A 23,337-nucleotide genomic window follows, 5' to 3' on the forward strand; every position below is an offset into this window, starting at 1 on the left:
CGGCTCCATGGCAGAATTAGTTGCGGAACTGGCTGTCTTATCTTAATCATGATTGTATTTTGTACAATGGATTATGCCGATATCACTGTAAAAGCAGCTTCTGCTGCATTTTGTGCAATAGAAAATTCTCCGGTAGCGCTAAAAGGGCTTTCTAATGCAGACTCTGCAACAGAAAGCCCTTTGTCCTTCATATAGCTGTATTTTATACAATTAAAAACCCCGTAAGCCCGCACCTGTTCGATATAACTGTATACTGTGCAACTAAAACTGCCCAATTCGGCTAAAACTAGCTTTATATGCCTGTTTAAGTGTACAGAATACAACTAAAGGGATGACTTGAAGCTACATGGCATTTTTAGTTGTACAAAGTGCAATTAAGCCAATCAGGTGTGGAAAAAGTGTGGGATGTGGGACCGGGCAGATCCGTTGAACCTCCATTAGGCTTTTTCTGTCCCTGCCTGCTACAGCAGCCCCACCAGCTTCAGCCCTTCATAAATTCCGTTCTCGCTGACATGACTGGTTACATAAGAAGCGGCTGCCTTTACCTCATCCTCCGCATTGCCCATTGCAATTCCATGACCGACAAAGCTGAGCATCTCCACATCATTGAGCCCGTCGCCAAACGCATAGACATCTTCTTTCGCCACGCCGAGCGCTTTGATCATCTGGGCGATGCCATTAGCCTTCGAGCCGTTGCCAGGCAGCACATCCATGCACAGCGGATGCCACCGGACAAATTTAAACCCGGGATAGGCTTCAGCATACACCGCCTGGTTCTCCTGCGGACAGAAGATCATCGCCTGATAAATCTCGTTCTGCAGGAAATACTCCGCATCATGCGTCGGAAAAGCCAGCTTCAGCGAGCCGATACTTGTGTGGATATACTCATGATCCGCCACATTCACCTTCATATCGAGCGCGTCGATGTAGGCTACCGGGTGGTCGTTCTTTTCGGCGAACAGCGTAATTTCCTTCAGAGCTCCGGTATCCAGCGGATTAAGGTAGAGCTCCTTCCCTTCAAAAACAACATACTGCCCGTTGAGTGAGACATACGAGTCGATTCCCAGCTCTTCGCGCAGCTCCTTGAACATGTAGGAGGCTCTACCGGTCGCAATAGCGACATTATGGCCTCGCAATTTCAGTTCGGCAATGGCTTCCTTCGTGGAAGCAGGCACTACCTTATCTTCGTCATAAATTGTACCGTCAATATCAAAAAAGATCGTCTTCTTCATCATGGCTCTCCATTCTCCTTGCTGTCTCTTTGAATTCATCCTGCCAAAATTGTAGATGCTTGCTGCAAGCTATGCAAGTTTTCAATTACAGTTACGTCAATTTTCTGAAAAAAAACAGCGGCGAGTCTCCATAAACGGAAACTGCCGCTGCTTTAACCTGTAAGACCTCAGCATCCTTCTGAAGCTTCAGCCTTTAGTCATCTCCACTTCATTCAGACCACATTCTGCGCCCGCTGCTGCTCTTCCATCAGCCACTGAATCAGCATGACCTCCGGAACGTTGCTTTTTCGGGCCTCCGCATATTCACGGACCTTCTCCAGCAGGCGTCCGGCCGTATCGGCGCTGACTTCCAGGCCGCGCTGCTCCAGCACATGCGCGACACCGCCGCTGCCGGAATGCTTGCCCAGCACAAAGCGGTGTGCCCGGCCGATCTCGGCAGGATCAAACGTCTGATACGTAGCCCTCTCCTTCATCAGCCCGTCCACATGGATGCCCGACTCATGGGTGAACGCCAGCTGTCCCACAATCGGTTTGGCATCACCGACATTGCGGCCGGAGGCGGCAATGACCTTATCCGCCAGGCCTTTGAGCAGCTCCAGCCGCACGCCGCATTCGCCGCCGTACAAATGACGCCAGGCCATGGCGACTTCCTCCATGGCCGCATTGCCGGTCCGTTCGCCGATACCGGCTACTGTGGTGCTGGCCCAGACCGCACCGGCGGCAATCCCGCTCAGTGTGTTGGCAACGGCCAGCCCAAAATCATTATGACAGTGCACCTCCAGCTCCACATCGGCGGGAACCGCACCGAGCAGCGTATGAATCCGCTCGGCCATCTGCCCCGGATGAAGAGCGGATACCGTATCCGCATAACGGAACCTGCGGATACCCTCTTTATATAAAGCATTCACCAGCTGAACCAAGAACCCCATATCCGCCCTGGAGGAATCCTCCATGCCTACCGACACCGTCATGCCCAGCCTGAGCCCGTATTCCGCCGCATGAAGCAGCTTGTTCAGTCCTTCCAGCGGCGTTAACCCAAGCTTGCCCTGCAACTGTATTTCCGAGACCGGAATGGACACATGGCTCCAATTCACCCCGGTGCTCCGCGCCTTGTCGATATCACCAAGAGCCGAACGGTTCCAGGTCATCAGCTTCATGGGGAGCCCCAGCTCGGCCACCGCCGCGATGTCCTCCTGCTCCCGCTTACCCATGGCAGGAATACCTACCTCTGCCTGCTCTACTCCGCACTCCGACAGCAACTTTGCGATTTCCAGCTTTTCCGCCTGCGTGAATGAAACTCCAGCCGCCTGTTCACCATCCCTAAGTGTCGTGTCACATAGCTTGAGACTTTTCACGTTTACCTCCTTCTCCGCAGCAAGCGCAATTCGGATTACGGGTAATACGGACGCTATAACAGGCGAAGTCGAGTGAGCTGAAGCGATGCATTACGCCCGCATAAGTTGTCCCTACCCCTGTAATCCATTTTACGGCCTCCAGCGCTGCCAGACAACCCGCAATCCCGGAGGTCGCACCCAAAACTGGAAATCCGAACGGTTCCCACTGCGGCTGTACATCTGGGTAGAGGCATTCGAGACAAGGGGTCAGGCCGGGGATCATGGTCGTAAGTGAAATTTCGAAGCCGTACATTGCCGCTTCCACCATCGGTGTAGCAGTATCCACACAGAGACGGTTCAGGGCATACCGCTCCGGAAAATCATAACGGGCATCGATCACAATATCAGCACGCTCCACCCAAGGTTTAGCAAGATCATACTCAATTTTGGCATTGTAGCCCTCGATTTCCACATGCGGATTCAGACGCTTCAGCTGCGCTGTTGCCGTGCTGATCCGCTCCATCCCCAAAGAATCGCTATCCATCAGAATCTGCCGGTTCAGATCAGGCGGAAGGATGATTCCTTCATGAGCCAAAATAAGCTTACCAACACCTGCCGCTGCCAGGTACAGCGCAGCCGTGCCTCCTAAGCCGCCAATGCCGGCTACCATCACCGTCGCTTCCTTCAGCGCCTGCTGTCCGCTCTCTCCGAGCAGCTTCAGCTGCCGGGCATACCGTTCAAGCTCCATTCCTCCGGCAAGCTGCTCCATACCTGTCGCCCCCTGTGACTGATTAGTTGTTTACCGCCTAGCCCTCCAGGCTAAGCAAGCCGTGCAGAGCGGTCACTTCCTTGTATTTAGCCAGGAAGGCCAAACCTTCCTCCACACATTCCACCCCGTACCGGATCACCTTCTCCTCCGAAGTGAACGGGAAGGGAAAACCTGCCCGCAGGCTCTTCAGAACCAGAATGACACGCCCGCTGTAGAGCAGCCCCCGGCCGAAGCCTTCATGGTTAATCTCGGCCGTACTCTGGATCATAGTCCCGCTTCTTTCTTCCATCACACCGGCAATGGCCTGGAACAGCAGTGGAACCTGCTGGCGTACTTTCGGAGAGACGGCACAGTTGAAGTCGGACTGGCTTTTATCCTCAGAGGAAGCCAGAAACTGCTGCACAATCTTCTCCTGCGGCGACAGCGCGGCATAGCGGCCAAAGAAATCTTCCGTATCAAGGAGATTGCATAACCGGCGGACAAAAGCATCCACAGTTTCCTGATCCAGCTCCTTCCGGCCGGGACGGCTGCGGCGTTTCTGTAGCGCGCCGCCCTCAAGAGTCCACACTACCTGGGCTGAATGCTCCTTAGCCGTGGGTTCCATCTGCTTCCTCCCCTTCCCCTGTGCCTTCTTCTTCCGCCCGCAGTACCTTAGCCAGCCACATCGGCGGCTTGCCCTGCAGCATTTCGACCAGACGCTTCACCTGTTCATCGATAGGGCTTCCGAACGGAACCTTTACCGGCATAATCTTGCGCCGTGTTACCCGCGCCGCGGCCGAAGCGCCAATCTGCATAATGAAAATCAGGGTGCAGTCCCCTACGGCTTCCAGACGGCTCTCAATTTTCCCGGCTTCATCCTGGTTCAGAACCACCGGAAGTCTGCGCAGCTCTACAAGATCGCCGCCATTTTTGGTCACATTATATACAGCAAACATCGGACTCTGCCCGAAGTGGGCATTTACACGGCTTCCATCATCTGTGGCGAACGCTACTTTCACGGTGTTTAGCCTCCCTCTGCATTAACAAATTGCCTGCCTTATTACTCCACTCCATTGCTCCTCTGTAGCCCACTGAAACGGACATATAAGCTCCAAGCTCGTTCCAGACCGGAAATCCCGCAGGCATAAACGCGGCTCCAATCCGCTGTGCGCCGGCAATTCCGTGCGAATTGCTGATCCACAGGTCAGCGCCCCCGCCCAATACCTCCGCATCATCCATGTCGCCTATCCATACCTCCCGCTCCATACCGGCGACGACCGGTGTCTCATAAGAGGCGATCAGTGCCTTCTGCTCCACACCGAGTTCCTCCAGCCATGCTGATATGGAGTACAGATGATCCGGCTCAAGTGCAGACACTACAGACATCCCCGCAAACTGGAAGTGCGCGTCAAGCATGCTGTCGAGCAGGTTTTCCCTTTGCCAGCAGTAGCGCAGCGGTACTGGTTCACCGCTGATCTGGTGCAGGAAATGCAGCATTTCATCCGTAGCCTTAAGGCCCATCGCTCCGTTAAATACTTTGTAAGGCGTACCCAGCGCATTGTGCAGCCGTCTCGCCGGCCGCTCCATGCTGGCTCCAACGGCGATGGTCAGTCCGGACTGCAGGCTCTGCAGCATCGAATCCAGCGGCACCCCGCCCCGGGTCAGCGGGGAAAAGCCGGTAAGCAGATGTCCGGATAATGAAGTGGAGATATCGGGCACCGCAATGACCTCAAACCCGAAGGCAGAGATCATTTCCTTAAGCTCCATCACATCCGCAGGGGTCAGAAAGGATCCCGGCAGCAGGGTGATCTGGCGGGTGTTTACCGTTCTTGAGCCCCGGTGCCCTACCTGCTGGATCATTTCGTCAATCATCGCTTCGACTGTCGCACTGAATCCTGATTCAATTGAACCGCGAAAGTCGGGCAGCACGACGGAGAAAGCTAGCCCGCCCCGCATGTTCCGCTCCCGCTTGTAGCTCTTGAGCATCGTCGCATAATCCACTCCGGCAACATCGGTCAATTCCGTGCCGATAATGCCGATAATGTCGGGCCGGTGTTTGCTCAGCACGATATTGAGCGCTTCTTCCAGATTGCGGTTTGCGTCAAAAATAACATCCATCTCCTGAAGCGCAGAGGTCTGCACGGCAATCGGCTCACGAAAGTGTCGGGTCAGCAGCGCCTTAGGAAAGGCTGAACAGCCTTGCGAGCCGTGAATCAGCGGCATGGCCCGGTAACAGCCCTGAAGGGCAAGCACGGCACCGAGTGACTGGCCGATTTTGATCGGATTCACTGACGCCGGCTTGTTCCGTCTGTTAACGGTCATAAGGCACCTCCTTATCCCAGGGAGCCGGGCTGGAAGCCAGCTTCCAGATCGGATTGGCCAGCGAATACGTAAGCTCCTTGGCCAGGCGCAGCAACCCTTCATAGCCGGCATAAGCTTTATGTCTCTCCTGATTGATATCAATGAACGGAATCTGTTCTTTCATGGCTACATACATATTGCGCCCGCCGGCGATCATGATGTCAGCCTTGCGCTCCCTGACGGTTTTGAGAATCCGGGTTGCCCCGCCTTCCGGGATATATTCGGTATCGTCCCCTACCCGGTCGGCAATCCGCCGTACATCATCCTCTGTGCTTTTATTTGTACCGACCCCAACCACCTGGACACCAAGCTCCTTCAGAGCGGAAATCACGGACCAGCTCTTAACGCCACCGGTATACAGCACCGCTCTTTTCCCTTTCAGAATCTTGCGGTAGGGACGCAAATCCTGTGTCAGACGGCTCTCCTCACGTTCAGTGAGACGGTCAACCCGCCGCTCCATATCCCGGTCATTCATCAGGTATGCCATCTGGCGCAAGGAATACGTTGTCTCCTTGGCCCCATAGAAGGAACCCTCGAAATACGGGATCCCGTATCTGGATTCCATCTCCTTGGCCAAACCCAGCAAGGCGCGGCTGCAGACGACCATATTTACCTTGGCACGGTGCGCCCAAGTGATCTCCTTATATCTGGCATCGCCTGTAATGCGTGACGTTACAGCGATGCCCGCGCTATTCATCAGCTTCTCAATATCCCACATCTCACCGGCGATATTGTATTCACCAATCAGATTGACACCCGGAGGTAACTCCGGCTCCGGTTCACCTGTACCGATCACATACTGCAGAAGGGCATCTCCTGCCAGCCTGTTGCCCAGATTTTTGCTGCCAACGAAGCCGGGGCTGTTGACCGGAATGACCGGTATCCCCAGCCGGTCGCCTGCTTCCTTGCATACGGCATCCATATCTTCGCCTATGAGTGCAGTTACGCAAGTTGAATATACAAATATTGCCGGAGGCGCAAAGCGCCCGGCAATGTAGTCAATGCTCTCTTTAAGTTTCTTTTCTCCACCAAAAATAATATCGGAATCGTTCAGATCCGTGGCAAAACCATATTGGGAAAGCGAGGGGCCGCTTGAAAGCGTACCTCTGCTCTCCCAGCTGTTCCCGGCACAGGCAATCGGACCATGGACAAGATGTGCAGCATCCATAATCGGCAGCAGTGTGATTTGGGCTCCGTCGAAGGAGCAGCCTCCGGCCGCTTCACCAGGCTTAGGCCGCGGACAAGGCTTGGATTTGGGTGCCTTACTCCCGCAAGCCTCGGAATCAAACTCGTCTTTTCGAATAGGGTCCATCGGCTTTCATCTCCTTCGTTAAAGGTGGATGCTAACTTTACCTACATGCTAACCTGCATCAGAAACGGCATTTACACATCACTAGCAAGAATCCCGGCCTACTCTATTTCCGCCATTCGCTTGTGAGAACTATGGGCGAAAGTACGGGTTTAGAGAACGCCGGGCTTGATATTACTTTTTACATTTATTCAAATTGATGTATGTTAAGCATAAAATATGATTACAGAAAGTTTCAGTAATTTCCATCACTTAACCATGTAGTCAATCTGTAAAAATCCAAGTATTCTGCTTACCGCACCAGATCATAGTTGAAGCCGGAATTGTTGCGGTCCAGTTCATCCAGAACGGTATTTACGATCTGACTGAGCAGATTTAGCGCGCCCTGGTATCCAAGGATCGGATAACGGTGCATATGATGACGGTCAAAGATCGGGAATCCTACACGGATCAGCGGAACATTCGCATCCTTGGCCGCGAATTTCAGATGCGAGCTGCCGATCGCCAGATCAACCGGATCTGTCAGCAGCAGCGAGCGCATATGCCACAGGTCATTTCCGACATATACCGTAGCTTCTGAGCCGTAAGGACTCGAAGCCAGCAGCGCTTCGGCCTCTTCCTTGAATTTCACCTCATTGAAATCCACATCACCGTTCGAGCAGACGATATGCACAGGCTCCATGCCTACTTCCATACAGAATCCGATAAGTCCGATCAGCAGATCCGGATCGCCTACCAGTGCCACACGCTTACCGTGGAGATACGGATGGCTGTCGGTAAGTGCATCCACTACCCGGCCGCGCTCTTCCAGGAGCGAAGCTGGAATCGGCAGGCCGGTCAGTTCACTAATCGCTTCCAGCAGCTTGTCGGTTCCGGCAATACCGAGTGGTGTGGACAATGCGGAGACCTGCTGCTTCCAGGTTTCACTGATGAAATCCTGAGTTTTCTTCAGTGTGTACTTCTGGAGTGACAGCGTACCAAGCGCATTGGCAGCCAGCGGGACATCCGCCAGCTTCGTTCCGCCATAGTAATATTCGTACTCACCGGTAGCCGGCGAGTCATAGTTACCGCTGTGATCGCCGAGAAGCGTATATTTGGTATCAAAAGCATCCAGAATTTTGCGGATCTCTGCAAAGTTCCCGGTGTAAGGCTCAAATCCGAGCATCACATTTAGCTTCTCTCCTGTTTCTTCACCGCTGCCCGGGGCCGCCTGCAGACCGGATCGCTCATACAGATAACTCAGGATGCCTTTCAGCATCGAATCATAGCCGGTAATATGCGAACCGACGAAGCTCGGCGTATTGCAGAACGCAACCGGGAAATCCTCGGAGATTACGCCTTTTTGGCGGGCATTGCCGATAAAGGAGGACAGGTCATCCCCGATAACCTCAGCCATACAAGTGGTACAGAGCGCAACCATCTCCGGTTTATAGAGTGCGATGCTGTTCTCCAGACCGTCAATCAGGTTGCTCATGCCGCCGAATACAGCTGCATCCTCGGTCATGGAAGATGAAACAGCCGGTGTAGGCTCTTTAAAATGGCGGCTCAAGTGGCTGCGGAAATAAGAGTTGCAGCCTTGCGAGCCGTGAACGAAGGGCAGGGTTTTCTCGAAGCCGAGCGCGGCCATAATCGATCCGAGCGGCTGGCAAGCCTTATGAGGATTAATAACAACCGCTTTGCGGTTAAAATTCTTCTCCATGTACTCGGCAGATTGGGAGTATGCGAGCGCTTCAGCGGTTTCCTGCTCACTGCAGGGGGCTTCGAATTGCTGCTTGTTCAGCCGCTGCTCCACAAACCGGTGCTCCGAGAACAGAGTGTTGTAATCCGGAATGTCCAGTCTGTCCTTACTCATATGCTCGCCTCCTCTTTTTGGACGGTTTTCTTCTTCTGGATCAGATTCCACACCGGGCTGTTTACAGTCATATCCATGTCCTTGGCAAAAATCTTAAACCCGTCGAAGCCATGGTAAGGACCGCTGTAATCCCAGGAGTGCATCTGGCGGAACGGAACACCCATTTTGTGATACACGTATTTTTCCTTAACACCGGAACCTACCAGATCGACATTCATTTTCTGGGCTAGTTCTTCCAGCTCGTAGGCGGTCGGATCATCCATAATGATCGTTCCTTCCTTCATCATCGGGAAGGTCTTCTCATAATCGTCTTTATGGGCAAATTCGTAACCGGAAGCCACGATGTCCATACCGAGATCCTCATAAGCGCCGATCGTGTGGCGGGAACGCAGACCGCCGATCATCAGGAGTACTTTTTTATTTTCAAGACGAGGTTTGTATTTATGGATAATGGCATCCATTGCCGGCTTGTGCTTCGCGATCATCTTCTCGCAATTTTCCTGGATCGTTTCGTCAAACAAGGCGGCGATGGCACGCAGGCTCTCATATGTTTTGGACGGTCCGAAGAAGTTATACTCCATCCACGGAATACCGTAGGCCTTCTCCATATGCTCCACCATGTAGTTCATGGAACGGTGGCAGTGAATCAGGTTCAGCTTCGCCTTATGGGCGATCTCCAGCTCATTCAGTGTACCGTCACCGGACCACTGGGCAATAACACGGAGGCCCATTTCCTCGAGCAGAATCCGTGAGGCCCAGGCATCGCCGCCGATATTGTAGTCACCGATAATATTGACATCATAAGGACCGGTTTCGGCCAGCTCCGCTTTACCGAGTACGAAATCGCGGATGGCATCATTGGCGATATGGTGGCCCAGCGATTGGCTGACTCCGCGGAACCCTTCACAGCGTACCGGAACAACCGGCATTTCCAGCTCTTTGGACATTTTCTTGGACACAGCTTCAATATCATCGCCGATCAGACCGACCGGACACTCGGATTGAACGGAGATCCCTTTGGCCAGCGGGAACATTTCGGTAATTTCACGCATAATCACTTCAAGCTTCTTGTCGCCGCCGAAAACGATATCCGTCTCCTGGAAATCACTTGTAATCTGCATGGCGGTAAAATTGTCGATCCCAAGCGTACCGCTCGCATAGTTACGCCGGGTTCCCCAGCTGTATTGTCCGCAGCCGATCGGTCCATGGCTGATATGAACCATATCCTTGATCGGTCCCCAGACCACACCTTTAGAGCCTGCATAAGAGCAGCCGCGCGGTGTCATGACACCGGGGCGTGATTTGATATTGGACTTCAAGGCACAGGTGCCGCAGGTTTGCGCTTCTTCCGTATTAATCTGAAAGTGCTTTTCCCGGTCTTTCTTCGCTTTTTTGGGGTAGGCTTCCAGCACTTCTTCAACCAGCTTCTTATTCGCTTCAATATCCAGTCCCATTATTGACCCTCCTTCTCATGGTGCAGACTGCCTAAGCCGTCCGCATGGCTAACGTGCCATTGTGAGCCATTCCGGTGAACCTCCGTCTCTCCACTCCGTTCACCGGTAACTCCCCGCCTTACTCCGGCTTACTGTTTATTGTCCGGAAGCCTGCAGCTTCTGGATCGCCGCTTCTTCATCCTCGATGATACCGAACTCCATCAGCAGCTCTTCCAGCTCTTCCATGGAAATCGGAGTCGGTATGGTCAGCATTTTATTGTTCAGAATTTTCTCAGCCAGGATTTCGTATTCCTTGGCTTGCTTATGCTCCGGATTGTACTGGGCAACGGTCATTCTGCGCAGCTCGGCATGCTGAACCACATTGTCGCGCGGCACAAAGTGAATCATTTGTGTATTCAGCCGGCGGGCAAGCTCCATAATCAGCTCATCTTCACGGTCTGTGTTACGGCTGTTGCAGATCAGGCCGCCCAGTCTGACACCGCCGCTGGTGGCATATTTCAGAATCCCGCGGGCAATGTTGTTGGCTGCATACATCGCCATCATTTCCCCGGAGCAGACAATGTAGATCTCCTGCGCTTTGTTCTCACGGATCGGCATGGCGAAACCGCCGCATACAACGTCACCGAGTACGTCATAGGATACGAAGTCGAGATCGGTGTAAGCACCTTCCTGCTCCAGGAAGTTGATGGCGGTAATGATTCCGCGTCCTGCACAGCCTACGCCCGGTTCTGGTCCGCCGCACTCTACATTGATGATGTCGCCAAATCCGGTTTGCAGCACATCATCCAGTTCCAGATCCTCTACCGAGCCAAGCTCTGCAGCCAGATGAAGCACGGTTTGTTGAGCTTTAGTATTCAGGATCAGACGGGTGGAGTCTGCTTTCGGGTCGCAGCCAACGATCATAATGCGTTGTCCGAACTTTGTAGCTAACTGAGCCAGGGTGTTTTGTGAAGTTGTCGATTTACCGATACCGCCTTTACCGTAGAAAGCTATTTGTCTCATGATTGATCATCCCTTCGAAATGTTTATATTTTCAAAATATGAGCTGTACTTCACGCTTTCGAGAATGGCTTCCTGTATCCCGCCTTTGCGGACCAGCGGCAATACACCGATTTTGTTCAGGCTGGCCCGCGGGCCGTCTCCGATACCGGAGCAGAGAAGTATACGGCAGTCATTTAAAATAGTTATGATTTCCTGAAGCGTAGCGGCTTTATCACCGTTGCAATCTGCTTTGCCGTGACAATAAGCCTGGATCTTGCGGACACCGACCAGCTTGACATCAGCTCCGTCAGTATCATAAATCAGGAACTCCGTCGCATGGCCAAAATGCTGATTGACCTTGTCGCCGCCTCTGGTGGCCACTGCAACTCTTGTTCTCGGTGTTTCCTCCCAGCGCCCTTTGGCTCTGGCCTGCTTGGCGCTGACACGTTCGCGGATCTTGGAATCCAGATCACTTTGAAACTGCGCCCGCGCTTCCTGATTGATCACCGGATCGGCTTCCATCGCCTCCAACGGAAAGTCCTGGTTGCGGTCCTGGCCCAGCAGTCCAATGGCATCCGCCCGGCATTGCCGGCAGTGGCGCATAACCTTCATCCCGTCTCGCCCCAGCAGTTCCTGCAGATTGTGCAGCTCCTTCGGACGGGGCGCTTTGCGGCCGTCCGTTTCATACTGGCTGCCCGGTGCGATAATCAGCGGTGTTACGTTGTGCAGTGTGGCCCCGAGCTCTTTTACTCTTTTGGACACTGCAGGAAGATGATGATCGTTGACCCCCGGAATCATGATGGAGTTGACCTTAACGAGAATCCCCAGCTTCGCCAGCCTCTCAAGTCCCATTAGCTGCCGGCTGATCAGCAGCTCCGCCGCTTCCCTTCCCTCGTACCGAACCCCCTCATCAAACACCCAGGGATAAATTTCACGGCCGACCTCAGGATCAATGGCGTTGATCGTGATGGTGACATGACGGATGCCAAGCTCTACAATTTCATCCACATGCCGGTAAAGCGTGAGACCATTCGTGCTGAGGCAGAGACTGACATCAGGCACATGCCGCTTCACCCTTGCGAAAGTGTCGAAGGTCTGCTCCGGATTCGCCAGCGGATCGCCGGGACCGGCTACACCAACCACCGACAGCTGCATGAGCTGCGCCGCAACGCCTTTCACCTTGCGTTCTGCCTGCTCCGGCGACAGCACCTCACTAACCACGCCCGGCCTGCTCTCGTTGACACAATCGAATTTGCGGTTGCAGTAATTACACTGGATGTTACAGGCGGGAGCAACCGGGATGTGCATCCTGGCATAGAACCGGTGGGCTTCCTCGCTGTAGCAAGGGTGGCGGCTGATCTCCTCCTCTGCTTCATTTGATATACACGACGGCTGCATCATTTCCCACCTCCTAAAAGTTTTACGAGCGGTACAACCTTGTTCTGCTTCGAGTAAAACTGACTTCGTAAGCATCCGCTTAAGTTTTACGGAGCTCAACTTCTTTGAAATCTCTTCGCAGTAAAACTCGCTTCGTAAGCATCCGCTTAGTTTTACGGAGCTCAACTTCTTTGAAACCTCTTCGCAGTAAAACTCGCTTCGGAAGCATCTTTACTAGCCTCCGCTTTGCTGAATCGACTATACGACAGTGGAGTTAAGGGCAAGATTGGTTGTGTTAAGTTTCCTGACAGCAACCTCGCTTGACCGCTTGAATTACTTTCATCATATTTTCAACACCCGGCATCGTCAATTACATACAAGCTTAAAATGCCCTCATTTCCCTCATGTTTGCAGTATCGCCATAACGTATGTTAAGTTTCATAACCTATATATATCATGTTTCCGTTTCCATTTAACTCAATGTTATATTGATATTTATTCTCATATCCATTGACAATCGCCCTAGGCTCATATATGATACTTCTAAGTCAATAACACAACTTATAAAATTTAATATATCCCGTAAAGGGGAGTAGCTGTTCGAGCAGACCCGGTTGCCATCTTCTCTGTAAGGTGTGATCGTTTCTGTGAGAAATATAAGATTGTAGTATGGGTGAGAGACCTGTACTTGCTTATATACCAGATAAAGTCGTCAGTACGAGAATATGAGGATATTCTCCGGCTTTATCGGCAATGAACTATTGTTAGCGAGACCTTTACCAATCAGGTTAGACCTTTATTCCAAAGGCTGATCTGTTTGGTAAAGGTCTTTTTTATATATATTTTGGTCAAAATAAGGTACTGTAGGTATTTTTTGAAGATATTTACATCCAAAAGAGGAGGAAACAGCAATGGATTGGGGATTATTATTAGAATACGGATGGGTATTGCTCGTTCTCGTAGCACTGGAGGGGCTGCTCGCCGCAGACAACGCACTCGTACTGGCAATTATGGTAAAACATCTTCCTGATGAGGAGCGTAAAAAAGCGCTGTTTTATGGATTAGCCGGGGCGTTTGTCTTCAGATTCGGATCACTTTTTGTCATCTCTTATCTGGTAGACATCTGGCAAGTACAAGCCATCGGTGCGATTTACCTGCTATTTATAGCGGGAAATCACATTTTCCGGAAGGTGCTGTTTAAGAAGCCGGTTACAGATGAAGCCAATGAGAGCGGCACTTCTGAAGCTGTCGATAAAAAGAAGTCCAGCTTCTGGTTCACTGTTCTGAAGGTTGAAGTAGCGGACATTGCGTTTGCGGTCGATTCGATCCTGGCGGCAGTAGCCCTTGCGGTTGCACTTCCGGACAGCGGCATCCGCAACATCGGCGGACTTGACGGCGGACAGTTCCTCGTCATCTTTGCCGGCGGTTTCATCGGTCTCGTTATCATGCGGTTCGCGGCTTCCTTCTTCGTCAAGCTGCTGCATTCCCGTCCCGGTCTTGAAGTCGCGGCTTTCTTCATCGTCGGCTGGGTCGGCGTGAAGCTGGCTGTTATTACACTGGCCCACCCTTCCCTTGGTGTTCTGTCCGAGGATTTCGCCCACAGCACCTGGTGGAAAGCAACCTTCTATGTCGTGCTTGTGATCATCGCAGCTACAGGCTGGTTCATGAGTAACCACAAAGTTGAAGGGCATGAAGGCGAGAATCCGGTTAAAGAAGTCGATAAACAGCTCGGCAAATAAATAAAGATACCGTTAAAACAATAACCCGGAAGATACACACCAGCACAGGTGTAATCTTCCGGGTTATTTGCTTACCGCTTCAATTGGCTATCCTTGACCGGCACTCCGAAATCCGGAGTGCCATCCGGGTTCCAGCGGAAGACCTGGGCCCGCGTATGGCGGTTCGGATCATACAGCGGATCGCCGGTAATCTCCTTGTAATTCCGGGCATGGTAGATAAGCACATCTTCCCCGTAATCATTGACGGTAAAGCTGTTATGCCCCGGCCCGTATTGCCCGTTCCCCTCGGATGTACAGAATACCGGCTCCGGCGATTTTGACCAGGATGCTGCATCGAGAAGATCGCTGTCTTCATCGGCTGCCAGCAGCCCCATACAATAATTGTAATCGGTAGCGCTGGCCGAGTAGCTGATAAAAATTCGCCCGTTACGCTTGATGACCGCAGCCCCTTCATTGACGCTGAACCCGATAACCTCCCAGGGGTACTGCGGGGTGGAAATCATCGTCTGCTTCCCCTGCAAGGTCCACGGATTGCTCATTTCGGAAATATAGAGATTAGAATTCCCCGGAATCTCCGGATCCTTCTGCGCCCAAACATAATACAATATACCTTTGTGCTGAAAGGTTGTGGCATCCAGAGCGAACGATTCCCACGCAGTTTTCACTTGACCCTTCTCAGTCCATTCACCTTCCAGCGGGTTCACGGCATCGTTCTCCAGCACATACATGCGGTGATCGAACAGCCCTTCCTTCGTCTCCGTTGTATGCGCTGCAGCAAAGTAAATATACCATTTCCCGGAGATGTAATGAATTTCGGGTGCCCAGATATTGGCGCTAAGCATCCCGGTCTCATACTTGCGCCAGGCTACTGCCGGCACCGCATCAGGCAATCCCTCAAGTGTCAGCGATCTCCTTACCTCAATCCGGTCATACTCCGGTACTGAAGCCGTGAAATAATAATAACCGTCTGAATGCTTATACACCCAAGGATCAGCGCGTTGCTCTACCAGCGGATTGACATACTCTTGGTTCCTAGGCATGATCAGTTCTCCTTTTCAATAGCTTAAGCTTGCCTCTGTTTCCGTCCTCAAGGTATCATAACGTTTATTTCTTGTAAATATAAATTTATTAATAATTTTATAAATACAATCTAAAAATAGGTTCTTTTCCACCGTTTAAAGTAAATAAGCACTCTAAAAAAGGTCCATCTATAATATATATTAGCTATTATTTCATATATAAATGAAATATATTAAATAAATGCATATAAATATCTAGTTTCTTCAAACGGGCGGGTTCATCAGCTTCCACTTAATCGTAGCCATGAGATCGATCTAACCTTTTTACATTCACATTTTTCTGATTCAGTGTACCTATTCTCCTGCAGGCCTGTTCCCGAATTAATCATATTTCTAACCTTTTCACACAAATTCGAACGTTGCACTATTTACCACAGATCGTATGAAAATATAAGCTAAGTTATGAGCATGAAGGCGAGTCTGCTTAGCAGACTGACCGCCCTATAATTCAACAGGCAGGAGCTAAAATAATGACTGTAAACAACACCGTTCCCCTTACAAAAGACCATTCTTTGCTGAACGATTTCCGGATGGATCAGGTCCAGGTTACCGATCCCTATTGTGTTAACGCCTTCTCCAAAGAGGTGCTTTATCTCAAAAGCTATGACCCGGACCGGCTGGTTGCCGGCTTCCGCGAGAACCGGGGGCTGCCGGCAAAAAGCGAAAAATACCCCGGATGGGAAAGCACAGAAATCCGCGGCCATACGCTGGGCCATTATCTGACTGCGCTGTCACAGGCTTACCAGACCACCCGTAACGACAACCTTCTTAAGCGGCTGGAGTATGTCGTAGGCGAGCTTGCGCTCTGCCAACTTGAGAGCGGTTACCTGTCGGCTTTTCCTGAGCAATTATTTGATAATGTTGAGAACAAACAGCCTGCCTGGGTGCCTTGGTACACGATGCACAAGATCATCGCCGGATTAACCGCTGTATACAATGGCACCGGCAGTAAAACGGCCTATCAGATTGTCACCGGACTTGGCAACTGGGTGCATCAGCGCAGCTCAGGCTGGTCGGCGGAAATTCAGGAGCGGGTATTGTCTGTTGAATACGGCGGGATGAATGATTGCCTCTATGAGCTGTACAAAATCTCAGGGGATGAGCGCCACTTACAGGCCGCCCACATGTTCGACGAGCTGTCCCTTTTCACTCCAGTGCATGAGGGCCGGGATATTCTGAAGGGCAAACATGCCAATACCACCATTCCGAAGTTCCTCGGGGCGCTGAACCGGTACCGGGTGCTGGGCGAAAGCGAGCGCTTTTACCTTGAGGCCGTGCAGCAGTTCTGGGACATGGTCGTCTTCCATCACAGCTATATTACAGGCGGCAACAGTGAATGGGAGCATTTCGGCGATCCGGATATTCTGGATGCGGAACGGTCGAATTTCACGGCTGAGACCTGCAACACTTACAATATGCTGAAGTTGAGCCGGGAATTATTCAAGATTACAGGCGAAGCCAAGTATATGGATTTCTATGAAAATACGTTCATTAATGCGATTCTTTCCTCGCAGAACCCGCATACCGGGATGACGATGTATTTTCAGCCAATGGCTACGGGCTACTTCAAGGTATACAGCTCCCCCTTCGACCATTTCTGGTGCTGCACCGGAACAGGCATGGAGAGCTTTACTAAACTGAATGACAGCATCTATTTCCATGGCAGCAGCAGTATTTATGTGAACCAATATATAAGCTCCACATTGAACGCTGAGGAATACGGCATTGAGCTGACTCAAACGGCTACTCTTCCGTACAACGACACTGCTGAATTTAAGATCCGCACGCTTAAAGGCCGGGAGCAGTCCTTTGCCCTGCATCTGCGTTTGCCGGACTGGGCCGCCGGAGATATGGAGATTACGCTGAACGGGCAGCCGCAGGCACTTAACCAGTCGGGACGTTATTCTGTACTGGACAGAAAGTGGACTGACGGGGATACGCTCAGTATCCGCCTGCCGATGAAGCCGTCTTACCATACCTTGCCTGATGCGCCTAATGTAGTAGCCTTCAAGTATGGTCCGGTTGTACTAAGCGCTGCACTGGGAACCGAAGACCTCGCAGAATCCGCTACCGGCGTGGCAGTCAGTGTGCCGACCCGCAACATGCTGGTGAAGGACTTTATCACCCCTGCACAGCAAAGTGTAAGCAGCTGGCTGGATAAGTTTGAAGAGCATTTTGTCCAGAAGGGCGGGGAGCTGGCCTTTGTTCTCCGTAATACCGATGAAGATAACCGGCTGGAATTCACCCCTCATTACAAGCAGCATAATGAGCGTTACGGGATCTACTGGAATCTGGTCGAAGCTGATTCAACCGAGCTGCAGGAGCATATTCTCCAGGGCAAGCAGCGTCAGCGCGTACAGGAAGCTACGATTGACAGCCTGCCTGTGGGCAACGACCAGTACGAGCTGGAGCATAAAATCAAAGGTGAGAACACCTCGGTCGCTACCTGGGACGGATATAACATCAGACAGGCGGAGAACAACGGCTGGTTCAGCTATCAGCTTAAAGTTCTTCCGCACAGGGATAATTTCTTGGCGGTCACTTACTTCTCCGGCAGCAACGGCAGAACCATCGACATTTATGTACAGGGCGAGCTGCTGGTAAGCGACACGCTGATGACCGATAAGGCGCGGTCTTTCTATACGAAAAGCTACCTAATTCCTGCAGACACCATCAAAGACAGCAACGAGCTTGAGGTCAGATTTGTCATTCCAGGCGAGATGAACGGAATATTCGACCTGCTGCGGACGATGACAGGCTTCGATCACAATGCGGCGCTCCACAGTCTGAGCTTTGATGCGGGATCACTTGATCAGCCGTTCTCAGCCGATCTTAGCAGCTATACTTTGACGGTTCCAACAGATACACAAACCATTGAGCTGCAGGCTGTACCGGCACACAAAAATGCCCTGGTCTACTACAGTGGCATCCTAATTGACGATACACAGCCAAGAACCGTCTCGCTGCAAGAGAACAGCACACAGGTCAACTTGACCGTCAAAGCTGAAGACCATGTAACCGAGCAGGAATACAGCATTACGATCATTAAAGCCCCGCCAATCCAGTAACAATGGGTAAACATTTCAGCTATAACTAAAAAAAGATCGTTCTGCATGCGCTGCTGTACAGGCGCTCAGAACGATCTTTTTTATGGATAATGTACGAAATTCAGGTTAGGATGATCACCGGCAGCTCCTGCCTGGAGATTACTGCTGGCCAATCGGTTGGTCGGTTTTGCCTTGCAGTTCTACCAGCTTCATAAGAATGGACGCCGCCTGTGCTTTTGTTATGTGCTGCTGCGGATTGAACTTTCCGTTCTCACCCTGCAGCAGTCCCAGCCGGACAACAAGCGCTACAGCACCTTTATTAGTGATACTCGCACTGTCGCTGAAGCTGGTTACCGTATTATCATTACCAAGGAAGGCCGCAATCTTACTGTATTTCAAGAATGAGGATACGAGAACTGCAAGCTCCTCACGGGTGAGTTTATCCTCCGGCTTAATTACAGCATCCTTGTCCAGCCAGCTGCGGGAAACCGCAAAGTTCACAGCATCGTAGTACGGGCTATCCGTACTTACACCAGCTATGGTCTTACGATCCTGCATATTGGAATATTGCGTATAATATGGGGTTGAAGCTTTCGCAATGAAGTTAAGCCATTCTCCTACAGTGATCTCCTGGTCCGGGTACACTTTTCCGTCAGCGTCCGGTGTAATAACCCCGTACTTCAGCAGCTCGGTTAATTGCTGTTCTGCAGCATGGCCCTTCACATCAACCGCATTTGCTGAAGTATTCACCTGTCCGTACATCTCATAGACCGAAACCCAGTTCCCCGTCTGTGCATTCACCACCTCGTAAGGCTTACTCATATCGGCCTGCTGCGGCGCATAGACCAGTTTGATTTTTGGCTCGACATACGCGCTGGCTCCATAAGTTCCGCCTATGAGACTGTATTGAAGCTTAAGGATATAAGTGCTCAGATATTTTTGTAGGGCCTCAGCTTTAGTGACTACCGGAGCCGGCTGCTTGGTAATTAGGGCAAAATCAGAATATCCATAGTTCGTATATGTCCGGAGTCTACCGTAACTGTCGAGTTCAATCGAGACCGTACTGTTGCTTACCGGTATGCCATCGAAATAACGGAGAAATTGATAGCGGTATCCTTTCCCTTCAGGCAGGACGCTCCAGGTTCCCCCATGCTCGGCAAGCTTCAGATTGCTGCCCGCCCCGTTATACAAACGGTTGATCAGCTGAATCGCCTGCTTCTTCGCATCAGCCTGGCTCAGCTTTTTCGTTCCGGCGGCTATTGGCTGCGTTGTTTTGCTGTCTGCCGGGTAGGCATACTGCTCAACCTGGAACTGAATTACCTCGCCGGTAGTTGCGTTCACTTCGGCATACGTACGGCCCGGCATGCCTGAAAACGCAGCCTCTGCAGTATCACTCCAGGCCAGTGACCAGACTTTCTGTTTACTGTTCTGATAATTCGTGCTTAGCGTCTGCCAGACCAGCTTACGGTTCACCGGAATCGTTGCTACCTGTTTGACCCGTTTGACTGCTTCTTCAACAGTAAGCTCTTTACCGGTGTTTACCGGCTGGAAGACTTCTTTACCGGCCGGTATTGCCTCGTAGACAACCGGTGTGGCAGCGGCTTCTTTACCTTCATAGTCTATCCGTTTGCCAGTTTGCGCATCGATCGCATATAAAGCTTCCTCCTGCGCTCTCCAGCCGAGCACCCAGCTGTCTACTACGCCCTTCTTATAGACAGGGGTATAGTACAGCCCGATATCAAAACCTTCTTTAAATTTCTTCTCCGCCTGTTCCTTGGAAACAGCAGGTTTCGCGGACGGATACTCCAGTCCAAAGGAAGACTTATTAAATTGAATGATATTTCCGTTGCCGTCTACAGTAACCCGGATGGAGTCACTGGGTGAAGGCAAACCATTGGTCAGCAGCATAAAACTAAACGAATATTGAACCGGGCCAAAGAGTGCCGATTCATTCATCCATGTATTCTCTTCCAGTTCCAGCTCACTATTCTTCAGCGAGGGCGCTGCTACGGCAATAAAGCTCCGGGCCTTCTCTAAAGCTTCTGCCCGTGACACTTTAGGCGGATAATAATTGTCGGCTTGCATAAACGGGAAATAGAGATATGTAGAGATCACGTCACCAGTAATAGCATCGACCTCACTGGAAAAGCCATATCCTGCACTGCCGATTTGATATTCCCATTGAATGCTCCAGACCAGCTGGTTAGGATTTACCGGATAAGAATTGCCTGTGCCGATTTGGGCATTAGAGATCTTGGCATCCTTCAGAGCAGGGAACAACTCCCGCAGCTTCGCCACAGCCTGCTCCTGAGTCACCTTGGCTTTATCCGGGTCTGCTGTTGCTGCTGCCGCTCCCAGCCCTGCCGATGCTGAAACAACGATGCCCTGCGAAGAGTAACTGGCATCCGCTGCGGCTAAACCGCCCGGAAGCATCAAAGCGAGTGCCACGGTAGTAATCAATGCGGCTTTGGTAGTCTGATGAATGAACTGATTCCTGTCATTTTTCAAAATTTTATCCTCCTAAATTTTAATGCCCTAACGGGCTATGAAAATAGGCTTGAGGTTTAACCGACAATCATCCTGTATATATCAGGCCTTCTCAAGAGATACGCTCATCATCCACAATAACCCGTGTTTTCATAACCCCCTCCCTTCTTACTCATGATTTGCGAGGCCAGTTCGTAGTAATAGAGTGTATTGAAAATGGTAATTAATTGGATGCATCATCCTGCCAATTAAAAATTCTACAAACAATGTTTATCTCCTGCATAAAAGTAATAAAAAGGCAGTAATCTAGTTGTCAAATTCAATCTGCCTCGTTCATTGTACGCAGCCTAAACAGCCGTTCCTCCCAAACTGGAAATTCTCTAGTTAGGGAGGAGCAGCTGTACGTCTGGCCCGGCGGAATAAGCTTCTGCTGAGGGAGGACTTGGAATTGTAGAAGCAAAAGCGGGCAGCAGAAGTCTGCCGGAACTTAAATAACTTGAGTCTTGCAAAATTGCGTCAAGCGAAGAACTTGAGAATGTCGAGAAGCATTACGGGCTATTGATGCTCCGATCTCGCCAGCTTTCTTCCAATGAAATGAAGAAATTGAAGAAATGGCATGAATAAGAGGATTACAATCAGGCTGAAATACAAAATATCCGGGAACACAAACAGATCATTCCGATTGAAGTAATCAATACTTAGAACACCGTATGGAAGAAGTAGAAGCACGCTTGTTGCCACGCCCGGCGTCCATCTTCTTAAAAACAGCGACACCCCTATGTGAAAGAAGGCGTGCAGGAACAATCCAAGGCTCAGCACCATGTAAAGAAGATAAAAATGATACTCATAAGCTAGGAATGCTGCAGCCGAAAATAGGACAAACAGCACTCCCACCGCTGCTGAGAATTGTGACCCCGTGAGGGAGGACATTTTTTCCACTCTGGCTTTGGCGAAACTAGGAATCTTATTGTATATTTGTTCCTTGTTCCTCTGAACCCATCCGGGAATAGGAATGATCTCTTCAAAATCATGAATCATAAATATGATCGGGAGCAGCCATAAAATACTCGTATCGCTAATCAGCCGGTTCATTACGCTCTCCTTTCTGCAGTCAAGGTCCGAAGCCTCCGGCGGATTTGGTCGTGGGGATACCTTTTCGTCTCAAGAATTTGGACTAGATATTCCAAGACCTTATCTCTGTCCGCAACCTCCGGTGAATAGCCTCCTGCTTCATACATCCGTTTCATCTTGCTCATTTCACTATAAGGTATGATCACGCCTTCTTCATATTCCTCTTGATTGTAATTTCTGTTCCTCACAGACACAGCGATTCCCATACAAAGTGAAATAAAATGAGCGTCGTTCTGCCGGTACAAATCACTGCTCATATATTGGAGCAGAAGCGTGCGATCCTCCACTACATCGAAAGCCAAGCTTCTGATACCTGGTGTCGATTGGCGAAGCAAATTACGCAGAACCGTCTTAGGCCCTATTTCAACAGCAACCGTAATTCTGCTGCTTTGCAATAAACGCATGGTACTGGACCATAATACGGGGGATACAATCTGTTCAGGTAAGGATTGTCTGATTTCATCCACTGAGCCATAAGGACTCGCCTTAAGGTTGGAAACAACCTCCCACTTGGGCATGCGGATATTCAGAGACTGCAGTTCTTCCACCAGTCTGTCTCGAGCTGGCAGCAATATCCGGCTATGAGCGGGTAAGCTTACCGGGAGCCGCTTATACTGGATTCCCCGTCTGTCCAGAACCCCCAAAGCCTCCTCCAGCTTCTTCTTATGCCCCGAGATTACAGTTTGGTGATCAGTGTTGTAGTTAGACGGATGAACGAATTGATCGGGCTCGGAAACCAAAGCGCATAACTCTTCAACCACACCGGGACTAACGCCTGTGACCGCAGCCATCCCTCCCTCCACCTCTGCGCAGGCTTCCTCCATAAATTGTCCGCGTCTGGCAATCAGCCTGATTGCATCAGAGAAGTCGAGCGCCCCTGCACAGGTCAAAGCGGAGTACTCTCCCAGACTGTGTCCGGCAGAAACGGCCGGTTGAATACCCACCCTCTCCTCGTAGACTTTGAACATGGCAACACTGTTTGCCAGTACTGCAAGTTGGGTGTTGCGGCTGCCGCCCAGTGCGGCTGCTTCTTCCGTGCATAATTTTTTCACGTCTACTCCAGACCAGTCACTGGCTTCTTCATAGACTAAAGCGGCTTCCCGGCAAGAGCCGATCCATTCTTTGCCCATTCCAGTGTACTGAGAACCTTGTCCCGGAAACAGAAGTGCAAGCTTGTTCATCGCTAAACCACCTTTGCAATCAATA

The 23,337-nt window shown here is 51.0% G+C and carries 17 protein-coding genes; 2 read left to right on the forward strand and 15 right to left on the reverse strand.

Features of this window, described 5'->3' with window-relative positions; translation table 11 throughout:
• Positions 1-461: 461 nt before the first annotated feature.
• From JRJ22_RS23550 to nifB, 11 genes are all read right to left on the reverse strand, one after another.
• Complete coding sequence (locus tag JRJ22_RS23550) at positions 462-1,235, reverse strand: Cof-type HAD-IIB family hydrolase (protein ID WP_206105278.1); 774 nt, start codon at positions 1,233-1,235, stop codon at positions 462-464.
• A 209-nt stretch (positions 1,236-1,444) separates the two neighbouring features.
• The gene (locus tag JRJ22_RS23555; protein ID WP_206101759.1) at positions 1,445-2,587 is read right to left on the reverse strand and encodes a homocitrate synthase/isopropylmalate synthase family protein; all 1,143 of its coding nucleotides are present in this window, start codon (positions 2,585-2,587) and stop codon (positions 1,445-1,447) included.
• Positions 2,565-3,335 (reverse strand): HesA/MoeB/ThiF family protein, encoded by a 771-nt coding sequence (locus tag JRJ22_RS23560; protein ID WP_206101760.1) that lies wholly within the window; start codon positions 3,333-3,335, stop codon positions 2,565-2,567. The genes JRJ22_RS23555 and JRJ22_RS23560 overlap by 23 nt, the downstream gene beginning before the upstream one ends.
• 37 nt (positions 3,336-3,372) lie before the next feature.
• Entirely contained in the window at positions 3,373-3,939 is a 567-nt protein-coding gene (locus JRJ22_RS23565; protein ID WP_206101761.1) for a DUF269 domain-containing protein, read from the reverse strand.
• On the reverse strand, positions 3,923-4,333 hold the full coding sequence (gene nifX / locus JRJ22_RS23570) for a nitrogen fixation protein NifX (RefSeq protein WP_206101762.1): 411 nt from the start codon (positions 4,331-4,333) through the stop codon (positions 3,923-3,925). The genes JRJ22_RS23565 and nifX overlap by 17 nt, the downstream gene beginning before the upstream one ends.
• Entirely contained in the window at positions 4,308-5,636 is a 1,329-nt protein-coding gene (gene nifN, locus JRJ22_RS23575) for a nitrogenase iron-molybdenum cofactor biosynthesis protein NifN (RefSeq protein WP_206101763.1), read from the reverse strand. Before nifN ends, nifX begins: the two co-directional genes overlap by 26 nt.
• Complete coding sequence (nifE, locus tag JRJ22_RS23580) at positions 5,626-6,987, reverse strand: nitrogenase iron-molybdenum cofactor biosynthesis protein NifE (protein ID WP_206101764.1); 1,362 nt, start codon at positions 6,985-6,987, stop codon at positions 5,626-5,628. Before nifE ends, nifN begins: the two co-directional genes overlap by 11 nt.
• A gap of 289 nt (positions 6,988-7,276) precedes the next feature.
• Complete coding sequence (gene nifK / locus JRJ22_RS23585; protein ID WP_206101765.1) at positions 7,277-8,836, reverse strand: nitrogenase molybdenum-iron protein subunit beta; 1,560 nt, start codon at positions 8,834-8,836, stop codon at positions 7,277-7,279.
• Complete coding sequence (nifD, locus tag JRJ22_RS23590; RefSeq protein WP_206101766.1) at positions 8,833-10,290, reverse strand: nitrogenase molybdenum-iron protein alpha chain; 1,458 nt, start codon at positions 10,288-10,290, stop codon at positions 8,833-8,835. Before nifD ends, nifK begins: the two co-directional genes overlap by 4 nt.
• Before the next feature lie 135 nt (positions 10,291-10,425).
• Positions 10,426-11,292, reverse strand: a complete 867-nt coding sequence (nifH, locus tag JRJ22_RS23595) for a nitrogenase iron protein (protein WP_039876645.1) — start codon at positions 11,290-11,292, stop codon at positions 10,426-10,428.
• A 6-nt stretch (positions 11,293-11,298) separates the two neighbouring features.
• Entirely contained in the window at positions 11,299-12,672 is a 1,374-nt protein-coding gene (gene nifB / locus JRJ22_RS23600; RefSeq protein WP_206101767.1) for a nitrogenase cofactor biosynthesis protein NifB, read from the reverse strand.
• An 887-nt stretch (positions 12,673-13,559) separates the two neighbouring features.
• On the opposite strand from nifB, the gene JRJ22_RS23605 reads away from it, so the two are divergent.
• Complete coding sequence (locus JRJ22_RS23605) at positions 13,560-14,387, forward strand: TerC family protein (protein WP_206101768.1); 828 nt, start codon at positions 13,560-13,562, stop codon at positions 14,385-14,387.
• 71 nt (positions 14,388-14,458) lie between these two features.
• Here JRJ22_RS23605 and JRJ22_RS23610 read toward each other — a convergent pair whose 3' ends face one another.
• Positions 14,459-15,427 (reverse strand): glycoside hydrolase family 43 protein, encoded by a 969-nt coding sequence (locus JRJ22_RS23610; RefSeq protein ID WP_206101769.1) that lies wholly within the window; start codon positions 15,425-15,427, stop codon positions 14,459-14,461.
• Positions 15,428-15,936: 509 nt separating this feature from the next.
• Between JRJ22_RS23610 and JRJ22_RS23615 the strand changes: the two genes are divergently transcribed.
• Complete coding sequence (locus JRJ22_RS23615) at positions 15,937-18,534, forward strand: beta-L-arabinofuranosidase domain-containing protein (RefSeq protein WP_206101770.1); 2,598 nt, start codon at positions 15,937-15,939, stop codon at positions 18,532-18,534.
• Between the two features lie 138 nt (positions 18,535-18,672).
• Here JRJ22_RS23615 and JRJ22_RS23620 read toward each other — a convergent pair whose 3' ends face one another.
• From JRJ22_RS23620 to JRJ22_RS23630, 3 genes are all read right to left on the reverse strand, one after another.
• The gene (locus JRJ22_RS23620; protein ID WP_206101771.1) at positions 18,673-21,021 is read right to left on the reverse strand and encodes a YcdB/YcdC domain-containing protein; all 2,349 of its coding nucleotides are present in this window, start codon (positions 21,019-21,021) and stop codon (positions 18,673-18,675) included.
• Between the two features lie 534 nt (positions 21,022-21,555).
• Entirely contained in the window at positions 21,556-22,092 is a 537-nt protein-coding gene (locus tag JRJ22_RS23625; protein ID WP_206101772.1) for an HXXEE domain-containing protein, read from the reverse strand.
• A complete protein-coding gene (locus tag JRJ22_RS23630) occupies positions 22,092-23,312 on the reverse strand; it encodes an ACP S-malonyltransferase (protein ID WP_206101773.1) in 1,221 nt (406 codons plus the stop codon). The genes JRJ22_RS23625 and JRJ22_RS23630 overlap by 1 nt, the downstream gene beginning before the upstream one ends.
• Positions 23,313-23,337: the final 25 nt, after the last annotated feature.

Source organism: Paenibacillus tianjinensis (genome assembly GCF_017086365.1).
Taxonomy (GTDB): domain Bacteria; phylum Bacillota; class Bacilli; order Paenibacillales; family Paenibacillaceae; genus Paenibacillus_AQ; species Paenibacillus_AQ tianjinensis.

What these genes read in the sequence shown, in the direction of transcription:
- nifB (WP_206101767.1), bottom strand. Translation starts at nt 12,672, where the DNA reads ATGATGCAGCCGTCGTGTATATCAAATGAAGCAGAGGAGGAGATCAGC.
- nifD (WP_206101766.1), bottom strand. Translation starts at nt 10,290, where the DNA reads ATGGGACTGGATATTGAAGCGAATAAGAAGCTGGTTGAAGAAGTGCTG.
- JRJ22_RS23550 (WP_206105278.1), bottom strand. Translation starts at nt 1,235, where the DNA reads ATGATGAAGAAGACGATCTTTTTTGATATTGACGGTACAATTTATGAC.
- JRJ22_RS23610 (WP_206101769.1), bottom strand. Translation starts at nt 15,427, where the DNA reads ATGCCTAGGAACCAAGAGTATGTCAATCCGCTGGTAGAGCAACGCGCT.
- JRJ22_RS23605 (WP_206101768.1), top strand. Translation starts at nt 13,560, where the DNA reads ATGGATTGGGGATTATTATTAGAATACGGATGGGTATTGCTCGTTCTC.
- JRJ22_RS23615 (WP_206101770.1), top strand. Translation starts at nt 15,937, where the DNA reads ATGACTGTAAACAACACCGTTCCCCTTACAAAAGACCATTCTTTGCTG.
- nifN (WP_206101763.1), bottom strand. Translation starts at nt 5,636, where the DNA reads ATGACCGTTAACAGACGGAACAAGCCGGCGTCAGTGAATCCGATCAAA.
- JRJ22_RS23630 (WP_206101773.1), bottom strand. Translation starts at nt 23,312, where the DNA reads ATGAACAAGCTTGCACTTCTGTTTCCGGGACAAGGTTCTCAGTACACT.
- nifK (WP_206101765.1), bottom strand. Translation starts at nt 8,836, where the DNA reads ATGAGTAAGGACAGACTGGACATTCCGGATTACAACACTCTGTTCTCG.
- JRJ22_RS23560 (WP_206101760.1), bottom strand. Translation starts at nt 3,335, where the DNA reads ATGGAGCAGCTTGCCGGAGGAATGGAGCTTGAACGGTATGCCCGGCAG.
- JRJ22_RS23625 (WP_206101772.1), bottom strand. Translation starts at nt 22,092, where the DNA reads ATGAACCGGCTGATTAGCGATACGAGTATTTTATGGCTGCTCCCGATC.
- nifE (WP_206101764.1), bottom strand. Translation starts at nt 6,987, where the DNA reads ATGGACCCTATTCGAAAAGACGAGTTTGATTCCGAGGCTTGCGGGAGT.
- JRJ22_RS23565 (WP_206101761.1), bottom strand. Translation starts at nt 3,939, where the DNA reads ATGGAACCCACGGCTAAGGAGCATTCAGCCCAGGTAGTGTGGACTCTT.
- nifH (WP_039876645.1), bottom strand. Translation starts at nt 11,292, where the DNA reads ATGAGACAAATAGCTTTCTACGGTAAAGGCGGTATCGGTAAATCGACA.